The organism is Micromonospora sp. M51, from assembly GCF_018070305.1.
Taxonomy (GTDB): domain Bacteria; phylum Actinomycetota; class Actinomycetes; order Mycobacteriales; family Micromonosporaceae; genus Micromonospora; species Micromonospora parva.
In genome coordinates, this window is sequence record NZ_JAGPXZ010000746.1 from 1 (window position 1) to 2,908 (window position 2,908).

General features: G+C 71.4%; 4 protein-coding genes. 1 reads left to right on the forward strand and 3 read right to left on the reverse strand.

From position 1 onward, the window contains the following. Nucleotides 1–534 (reverse strand): sulfite exporter TauE/SafE family protein (locus KBX53_RS28045; protein WP_210862555.1); only part of this gene is annotated, 534 nt, incomplete at its 3' end. A gap of 142 nt (nucleotides 535–676) precedes the next feature. Continuing rightward, entirely contained in the window at nucleotides 677–1,141 is a 465-nt protein-coding gene (locus KBX53_RS28050; protein ID WP_030334362.1) for an Rrf2 family transcriptional regulator, read from the reverse strand. Between the two features lie 268 nt (nucleotides 1,142–1,409). On the opposite strand from KBX53_RS28050, the gene KBX53_RS28055 reads away from it, so the two are divergent. Then, entirely contained in the window at nucleotides 1,410–2,078 is a 669-nt protein-coding gene (locus tag KBX53_RS28055; RefSeq protein WP_210862556.1) for a YceI family protein, read from the forward strand. Between the two features lie 45 nt (nucleotides 2,079–2,123). Here the strand turns inward: KBX53_RS28055 and KBX53_RS28060 are convergent. Next, nucleotides 2,124–2,908, reverse strand: a 785-nt coding sequence (locus tag KBX53_RS28060) for an acyl-CoA thioesterase II (protein WP_210862558.1), incomplete at its 5' end; no start/stop codon positions are given.

Consider the following 2,908-nt stretch of genomic DNA (forward strand, 5'->3'; position numbering starts at 1 on the left):
GTCCACCGAGCCGATCACCTTGCGGGGTTCCATCCGGCCGGAGACCAGCAGCGCCGGGGTGGCCACCGGGCCCCACCCGCCGCCGCCGGTCGCGTCGACGAAACCGGCGACCAGGCCCAGGGGGCCGAGGAAACGACCGCGGAGCCGTCCGCCGACCCGGTCGGTGCGCAGCGGGCGGGCGAAGCGGACCAGAAGGTACGCGCCGAGCGTGAAGAGGATGCCGGCCATCCACGGCGCGGCGGCCTCGGTGGAGATCGAGCTGAGCACTGTGGCGCCGGCGAAGGCGCCGATCGCGCCGGGCAGCGCGATTCGGGTCACGACCCGCCAGTCGACGTTGCCGAACCGCCAGTGCGCGACGCCGGCGGCGAGCGTGGTGCCGATCTCGGCCAGGTGCACCGAGGCCGAGGCGGCGGCCGGGGCGACCCCGGCGACCAGCAGCAGCGTGGAGGAGGTCAAGCCGTACGCCATGCCGAGCGAACCATCGATCAGTTGCGCGACGAGCCCGACCAGAGCAAGGACCAACAGCTTGCGCACGAGCGCCCCCTGACTTTTCGGCATCTCCTATCGACTTGGTCGACAATGCGGGATGGGGCAGCCAGGGTCAAGCCCCCGATCGGTGGATGGGACGCGCCGGGTCAGCGCCCGGGTGACGCCGATCCGGGTGGTGGGCCGGCGATCAGATCCAGGCGCGCGGGTCGGCGGCCAGCTCGGTGACCCGCGCGGGTAGCGCGCCCGCTGCCACGTCGGCGACGCTCACCAGTTCCAGGATCTCCCGCTCGCTCGCCCGCAGCGCGATCCAGACCTCCTGGAGGGCGCGGGCCGGGCCGTGGTAGCCGAGCTGCTCGGGGCGCTGCCCGCGGACGTGGGCGAGGGGGCCGTCGATCACCCGGATCACCTCGGCGAGGGAGATCTCCTCGGCGGGGCGGGCCAGCCAGTAGCCGCCCTCCGGGCCGCGCTGGGCGTGCACGATGCCGCCCCGGCGCAGCTGCAGCAGGATGCTCTCCAGGAACTTCGGCGGAATCTCCTGGGCACGGGCGATCTGGTCGGCCGTGACCGGTCGGCCGCGCCCGGGACCGCTGGCCGTCGCGGCAAGCTCGGCGGCCGCGCGGAGGGCATAGTCGACCCGGGCGGAGAGGCGCATGCCGGCAAGGTTAGTCCCTGGTCAACCGGGCAGGCGGGCGACCCTCGGCCGATCGGCCACGCATCGATGAAAAGTGCCGCCGCCGGCACCCGACGCGCGCCGCCGGAACTGACCGGTGCGGCCCGTCATGATCCACCGCGCGGTGGCGGCCGAAATGCCGGCCCGGAGCGTCCCTATGCTGGGCGTGAAGACGAATGTCCGGCCCTTTACCCGGCCGCCAGCAACATATTGATAAACACCCGGGTCCGCTCGGGGGGAAGGCAACACGATGACCGATATCGCGACCCGCACCTGGGATGGCATGACCATCCCGGTCGCCGGCACCTATCTTCTCGATCAGGCGCACAAGCGGATCGGTTTCCTGTCCAGGCACATGATGGTCAGCCCGGTACGCGGCGAGTTCGCCGAGGCCACTGCGCAGATCACCGTCGCCGAGGACCCGCTGCTCTCCTCGGTGACGGCCACCATCATGTCGGCGAGCATCACCACCGGGAGCGTCGATCGGGACACGCATCTGAAGAGTGCCGATTTCCTCGACGTGGAGCGCTTTCCCACCCTCGAATATCGAAGCACCGGTATCACATGGCAGGGCAACGAGGACCCCATATTCCAGTGGGCGCGCCTGCGCAACCACCGGCTGGGCGGACGAGGCCGGAGTCACATTGTTCCGCCGCAGTCCGACGGTATTCCCGGGCGATTCGTCCTCACCGGTGAGCTGACCGTGAAGGGAATCACCCGGGCCGTCGACCTGGAGGTGAATTTCGGCGGCGCTCGTCGTGATCCGTACGGGCAGAACATCTTCGGATTCAGCGCGACGGCGAGCATCAACCGCGAGGACTACGGCCTGCTCTGGAACGTCGTCCTGGAGAGCGGCGGGGTGCTGGTCGGCAAGACGGTGCAGATCGAGATCGCCGGAGAGGCCATCTACCAGGCCTGACCCGCCGCATCCCCGCCAGGAGCCTGGCGGGGATGGGTGGACGCGTCAGGCGCCGACGCGCCGCAGCAGACCCTCCTGGACGGCGCTGGCGATCTGCCGGCCGTCAGTGGTGAACATCCGGCCGGTGGCCAGCCCGCGCGCGCCGGACGCGGACGGGCTCAAACAGTCGTAGAGGAACCACTCGTCGGCCCGGAACGGCCGGTGGAACCACAGCGCGTGGTCCAGGCTCGCGCCGACCAACCCGCCCGGCCCCCACACCTCGCCGTGCGCGGAGAGCACCGAGTCCAGCAGGGTGAGGTCCGAGGCGTAGGTGAGCGCGCAGGCGTGCAGCAGCGGGTCGTCGGGCAGTTTGCCGTCGATGCGCATCCAGACGCGCTGGTGCGGGTCGGCGGGCCGGTCGCCGGGGCGGACCCAGCCGGGCTCACCCACGTAACGCACGTCGATCGGACGCGGGATCTGACCCCAGATGCCCAGCCGCTCCGGGTAGCGGGAGAGCCGGTCGCTCATCGTCGGCACGTCCTGCGGCATCGGGACGTCCAGCGGGGCCGTGACCTGGTGGTCCAGGCCCTCCTCGGCCCGCTGGAACGACGCCGACATGAAGAAGATCGGCTTGTCGTGCTGCAGGGCGACGGCCCGGCGGACCGAGAAGGACCGCCCGTCGCGGATGTTCTCCACCTGGTACTCGATCGGCTCGACCGGGTCGCCGGGGCGGACGAAGTAGCCGTGCAGCGAGTGCACGAACCGCTCCGGGTCGACGGTGCGGCCGGCGGCGACCAGGGCCTGGCCGGCAACCTGGCCGCCGTACACCCGTTGTGGGCCGACCGGGGGGC